This window comes from uncultured Victivallis sp. (assembly GCF_944391105.1).
Lineage (GTDB): Bacteria > Verrucomicrobiota > Lentisphaeria > Victivallales > Victivallaceae > Victivallis.
In genome coordinates this window covers 51,142-57,272 of the sequence record NZ_CALXSK010000020.1, presented here as the reverse complement: position 1 = coordinate 57,272, position 6,131 = coordinate 51,142, and the positions used below count along the sequence as shown (strand labels likewise).

At 61.0% G+C, this 6,131-nt stretch carries 3 protein-coding genes; all 3 read left to right on the top strand.

Going from position 1 to position 6,131, the window contains the following annotated elements:
* Positions 1-82 precede the first annotated feature (82 nt).
* From Q0K10_RS08020 to Q0K10_RS08010, 3 genes are read left to right on the top strand one after another with little or no spacing between them, the layout of a single operon-like run.
* Positions 83-1,900 (top strand): hypothetical protein, encoded by a 1,818-nt coding sequence (locus Q0K10_RS08020; protein WP_294505588.1) that lies wholly within the window; start codon positions 83-85, stop codon positions 1,898-1,900.
* Positions 1,884-2,789 (top strand): type II secretion system protein, encoded by a 906-nt coding sequence (locus tag Q0K10_RS08015; RefSeq protein WP_294505586.1) that lies wholly within the window; start codon positions 1,884-1,886, stop codon positions 2,787-2,789. Before Q0K10_RS08020 ends, Q0K10_RS08015 begins: the two co-directional genes overlap by 17 nt.
* Entirely contained in the window at positions 2,779-6,129 is a 3,351-nt protein-coding gene (locus tag Q0K10_RS08010; protein ID WP_294505583.1) for a hypothetical protein, read from the top strand. Before Q0K10_RS08015 ends, Q0K10_RS08010 begins: the two co-directional genes overlap by 11 nt.
* The last annotated feature ends 2 nt before the right edge of the window (positions 6,130-6,131 follow it).

Sequence of the window (6,131 nt, the reverse complement as noted above, 5' to 3'; positions counted from 1 at the left end):
TTTGAGGATTTTACTCAATTCAAACTCGTAAAAAATTGAGTTTTTCCCGGCATCGAAGTGGAATTTTATCATAGGAGGAAATATGCGAATTACCTGGAACTCATCGGATTCCGATCCGCGTCCTTTCACGCTGCCGCCCATCGGCAACGGGGAACTCTCTCTGCAGATCGATCCGGAAGGAACCATGCGCCGGGATTACGCTCTCTTTTCCCGGCCGCAGATCAGCGGATACCGGGGGATGGAACCCGGTATCCGGCGCGCGGGCTGGCGGTGGGAAGGGGAGAAGGGAGAGCGGGGGACTCTCTTCCCGTTCGGCTGCTTTCTTCAGGAATTTCCCGGACGGGAGAGACCTTCGAAACTTTCCATGACGCTCGATACCCGGGACGCGGTCGTCGAAACCGTGGCGGCATGGGAGGACGGCATGAGACTTGAAACGCTCGTGTTCTGCCATGCCGAAAAAAATCTGGTCGTCATCCGCAAACGCAGTTCCCGGCCGCTGGAGTATCGTTTTCTCCACCGGCTTCTCCACAGGCGGCTGAAGCTCGAACGTGTGGCGCCGGGGATCTGGAACGGCGTTTATGATCTCGGCATGATCCGTACCGAACGACTGGCCGTTTTCGCCTCCCGGCCGGAATTTGCTCCGGTGTTGACCCAGGACGGCATTGAGAGCACCGGAACGCTGACGGAGTGTGTCTGGATTCTCGCCTGGGGTGACGATGCGATTGAGGCGGCCGGAAAGGAGTCTTTCGATGAATTGCTCCGGTCGCACACGCGGTCCTGGCGGGATTTTCATGCGCGCTGCCGTTCGATTCCGCTGCCGGAACAGCTCGTCCGGGTCTATGAGACGGCTCTTTATCATCTGAAAATTTCTTCGACCCGCTGGGGGATTCCCACCGGATTGTTCGATTCCCACTGGCACGGCAAATATTTCGGTTTTGATGAACTTTTCATCATGAGAGGAGTTCTCGCGGCGGGGATGCTGGAGGAGGCGCGGAAGGTCGCGGCCTACCGCATCGCCTGTCTTCCCCGGGCCCGGTTCCGGGCGTGCAAGGACGGTTCGGGCGACGGCAGCTGCTGGTTCCCCACGGTTACAACGGAGGACGGTTCCGATTGCTCGGTCTCCGGATTCTGGCAGGATCATATCTTTCAGAATGCGAATATCGCGCTCGGGATTCTGGAATATGCGAAGGCGTCAGGCGACGACATGCTGCTCCGGGAAGGAGGGCGCGAAGTCATTCGAGCCTGTGCTCTTCTTTACGAAAAGCACATGCTTTATGAGTGCGGCGGCAAAACGATTATCGGCAGCTGTACCGATCTGGAGCGACTGGGGGAGCATCGTCGGAACGCCTTCATGACGACCTGTTCCGGCATCGCCTTGTTCCGGGCGGCTGCGGAAGCCGCAGAGATCGTCGGCGACACTTCCGGAGAAGCCGCACATTTTCGGGAACTGGCGCGGCGTCTTGCGGAGGGGCTTCCGGAGAAAGACGGCCGTTTTCTCGCCTACGAGGGCGGTCCGGCCGAATCGATCGGGCTTCTGGGCGGGTTTTATCCTTACGGGGTTCTCCCCGGCGACGATCCGCGCGGGCTTGCCGCTCTGGACTCCTTCATCGCCGCGGAGCAGAGGATTGGAAATATGTATGATACGGGGAAATCCGTCTGCGCCTGGTACCGGCTCTGGAAAAGCCTCGCGCTGCTCTATGCGAATCGTCGCGAGGAAGCGGGGGAGGAGTTGAACCGCCTCGCCGGGGAAACCGGTGTCTGGGGAGAGCTTTTCGAGATTTATGAAGTCGGTATGCGCCCCTTCTTCACAACGGCGGAAGGCGCGTTCATCTCTGCGGTGGTACAACTTTATGGAACTCATTTCAATGCGGGAGGAAAATGTCATGAAAGATATCTTTGACGTTGCGTGGCGTCCGAAACGGACGATGGATTTCAGACACATCGAACTTCCTGTCGGGGACGGGGGCTCAGTGTACGACTCCACTCCCCAAGTTCCGTCCCGCAAAACAGCCCCCTGCGCCGCTCCGGGAGGGATCCGTACCGGATACCGGCGTCCCGCCACCCCCGGGCGGACAACGTCCCGTGCGGCTTTTACGCTTATTGAGCTCCTCGTGGTAATTGCGATCATTGCGATTCTGGCATCGATGCTGCTGCCGGCGCTGAATCAGGCGAGGGAGAGGTCGCGCAGCGCGAACTGTCTGGGGAATCTCAAGCAGCTCGGAACCATCACCATGATGTATATGGACGACAATCGCGGATTCATGGTTCAACTTGCCAACTGGGGTGGCAGTTACAACACCACCTACTGGCCGCGGATGCTCTATCAGGGGAATTACGGCGTGACCAATGGGATTGTCGTTTGTCCGTCGCAGCCGCTTCCTGCGGGGAGCAAGGTTGACATCACGGATACGAACGCCAACTATCACAGCAGCACCTACGGCGTTCACGGGCGTCGCTGGCAGGCGGAGGCGAGCGACGGGATCAACGCTTCGTTGTGGACGCCGACATCCGAACCGTATCGTTTTGTCCGGGTCGCAAGCCATCCCCGGCCGACCCGTTTCGTGACCTATGCGGACAGCTGCAATCCGACGAACGGTGCGCAGATCTATTCGCTCGACGGAAATGCGAAACAGATCCGGATCCATTTCCGGCATAGTTCCCAGGCCAACATCGCGCTTGCGGACGGTTCGGCACGAAGTGTGAACATGGCGATGTTTGCCGCGGACTATTACGGCCGGGGCAGCAAGGTCGTGGAAGCGACAGGAGCGTGGAGCAGCAATGTGCTTTAGGTGGATATGGGCGGCGCTTCTGCTTTTCTGCCTGTTTCAGGCGGAAGGGTTCGAGGACTTTGAACGTCACTCTCCCGGGGAGGCGGGTTCGTGGCGTTTTCGCTGTGATCCCCGGTCGCAGAAACCGTCGGGGGAGATCGTCTCCGGAGACGCGGCGGAGGGGCGGCAGGCTTTGCGGCTCACATGGCCGGGCAGTGAAACGTATTGCGGGGCGGCGATGCGTCTGCCCGGAATTCCCGCCGGGAGCGTGGCGCTGGAGTTGTTCGTCAAGCCGCTTGACGACCGGTATCCCCGTTCGATCCTGCTCGAGGAGATGACCGGGGAGCGCGAGGTTTTTCAGGCGCATCTTCCGGAACTTGTTCCGGGCAAGTGGCGGAAGGTGACGATTCCGCTCGACGAATTCCGTTTCGTGATGGCCCGTTTCGGCGACGAGCCGCAGAATCGCCGTCTTGACTTCGGCGTTCCGGTGGAGTTCGCGATCACCGGTTACCGCCAGGAGTTTTCGGAAATGTTCATCGATGAACTTCGCTGGCTGCATGGAGAGACGAAACCCGCCGCCGCGAATCTGATTCCCGGGGATACCAGTTTCGAATCGGGGCCGGGTGCCTGGATTCCCCGCAACGGAGCGGCGCTGCCGCGCCATATTGCCGATGACGGCGCCAGGGGGAGTCATTGCCTTGAGCTGACCGCCCTGCCGGAGGTGGAGCGTTTTGAATCGGTGCGGATCGATCTGGAAAAAGAGACCCCTTATACCCTGAGCTTTTACGCCCGTGCTGACGGGGAGAGCGAACTCAATGCGATGTTTTTCACCCGGGAGTGGCGTCGGCCGCTGAATGTCCGGGTGACGCCGGGAAAGGAGTGGAAGCGGTATGCGTTCACCTTCGACCGTTACGATCGCGCGAGTTACGGAACCGTCGGATTCCGGGTTCTGCGGGGGAGTGTCCGCATCGACGCGGTGCAGTTTGAGAAGGGGCGGAGCGCGACCCCTTTTCAACCCGCAGAGGAGACCGGATTCTATGCCACGACCGGAGCCGACGCGGAAATTCTGACCGCAGGTTCTCCGGCGGAGTTGACGGTCCGGGTGGTGAACTATTCCCGCGATGAGAGGAGTTACGAGTTGAAGTTCGAACTGGGGTCGCGGTGTGAGACGCGCCGGTTCTCCCTCGCTCCGGAGGAGTGTTCCGAATTGGCGTTTCCCCTGCCGGAAAGTCGTGTTCCGGGATATTATCCGGTGAAACTGACTCTGAACGGGGAGACCGGTTATGCCGCGTTTGCCGTGGTTCCCGAGCCGCATCCGTTTCGCCCGGGGGAGGGGTTTTTCGGTCTCCATGCCGGGGCCGTTCCGTACCGTGCGCTGCGCAGAATCGGCTGCAGCTGGATTCGAGCTTCCGTGATGAAATGGAGTGAAGCGGAATCCCGGCGCGGCCGGATTCAGCCGATACGGAAACGCGATTTCGGCGGAGTTCCGATGAACCAGCTCGGCCTTACGGAAGTGCTGATCGACGTTCCCGGATGGGCTGCCGGGCCGCACCGCACCCCGGAACACCCCGAGTGGTTTGCGGAGTACCTGCATCGTGCGGCGACGGCCGGTTTGCCGGAGACCGGATTCTTTGAACTCGCCAACGAACCGGACTGGATGCTTCTGCGTCACGGCAACAGTGCGGAACAGGCGCTGGAACTTTATGTCAGGGCGTTGCGGGCCGCCGCGCCTGTATTGCGGAGTGCTGGAGCAAAGCTCGTGCACGGCAGCTCCGGAAACGGCGAACGATTTTCCGAGGCGGTTTTTCGGCAGGCGGCGGAATCATTCGACGTTTATGCGCCGCATCCTTACGTTCAGCCGCGCTATCTGGGCGTCGGCGCGATCGGCTGCCGTTCCCCGGAGGAGGGAAAGATCCGGGAACGGATGCTCGCCGCCGAAAAGCTGCTTGCCGCTGGAGGAAACCGTCAGGAACTCTGGGTGGGCGAACTCGGCTGGGCTCTGGACACCGCGGCAGCCCCGGATTCAAAATGGGCGGTCCGTCAGGCGGAATATCTGAGCCGTGCGATGCTGCTCTGCCGGACGGTTCCTTCGCTGCGCCGGGTTATCTGGTTCACCTGCCTCGGCATGCTTGAGGGGAGGAATTACGAATACGGGATCTTCCGCAATGACAATGGAATCCATCCTCTTCCCGCCGCCGCGGCCTATGCCTGGTGCGCGGCCGAGCTGGAACAGGCCCGCGACTGCCGTCTGGCTTACGACGGCGAATTCAAGCTCGTGGGATGGAAATCGGAATCCGGAAACGCCTTCGCCCTGTGGAGCGCGGACGAGGAGGCTGAACCGTTGCGGATTTCCCTGCCTCAGGGAGTCTCTGCATTCTCCATGTTCGGCACTCCGGAGCCGGGCGTTCTCGAAATCGGGAGTTCACCGGTTTTTCTGCATGGCGGGAACGACGCCCTGGAAGCGGAACTGATTCGCCGTTTTGATGCGGGGCGGCCGCTGAATGCGGCAATCCGCCTTGCCGGAGTGCAGGAGGTGGCGGTGACGCTGCGGACCGGATCCTCCGGTGGCTGGAGCGGTGAGCTCTCCCTGGCCGGCGTTTCCCGGCGGATCAGGCTGGCTCCGGGGAAAGAGGAGGAGATCCGGATGCCGCTGGCGGAGAAACCCGGCACAGAAGCGTCGCCGCTGCGGCTGGATTTCACCTCGGACGAGGGGGCGCAGTTCGCGCTTGTGCGCACGCTGCCCGGGCTGCATCCGATCCGGCGGGGACTCCGGCTCAATCGCGAACCCGATTTCATTCTCGATCGTCGCGAGTTTCTGCTGCCGCCGGATCCCGCCGTCGGCTGGAAAGGGGCGCAGGATCATTCGGTCCGGCTCTGGCTCGGCTGGAACGACGAGGGACTTCTGCTTCACGCGGAGGTCGCCGATGACGATTTTGAACATCCGTTCGACGGGGAGAAGATCTGGAAAAACGACTGCATTCAGTTTGCGATCGATACCCGGAACGATGCACGCCCCGGCGACCGTTACAGCGTCGATGACTATGAGTACGGCTGTGCGCTCGACCGTGATGCGAAGCCGGTGGCCTGGCGCTGGTATGCGCCGCCGGAGAAGACGCGGGGAGATGTATCCGGAGCACTCCGGTTTGCCGTATCGAATGAGGGCGGAAAGCAGCTTTACCGGATCACGGTTCCGTGGAGGGAACTTGCCCCTCTGCGCCCCGGGGCCGGGAGCGTTTTCGGCGCGAACGTGATTGTTCATGACCGCGACGGCGGGCGGGCAAAATCGCACATGGCGCTGGCTCCCGGAATGGTCACCGGCAAATCTCCCGCAATGTTCCTGAAATTTTATCTGACGGATTGAGA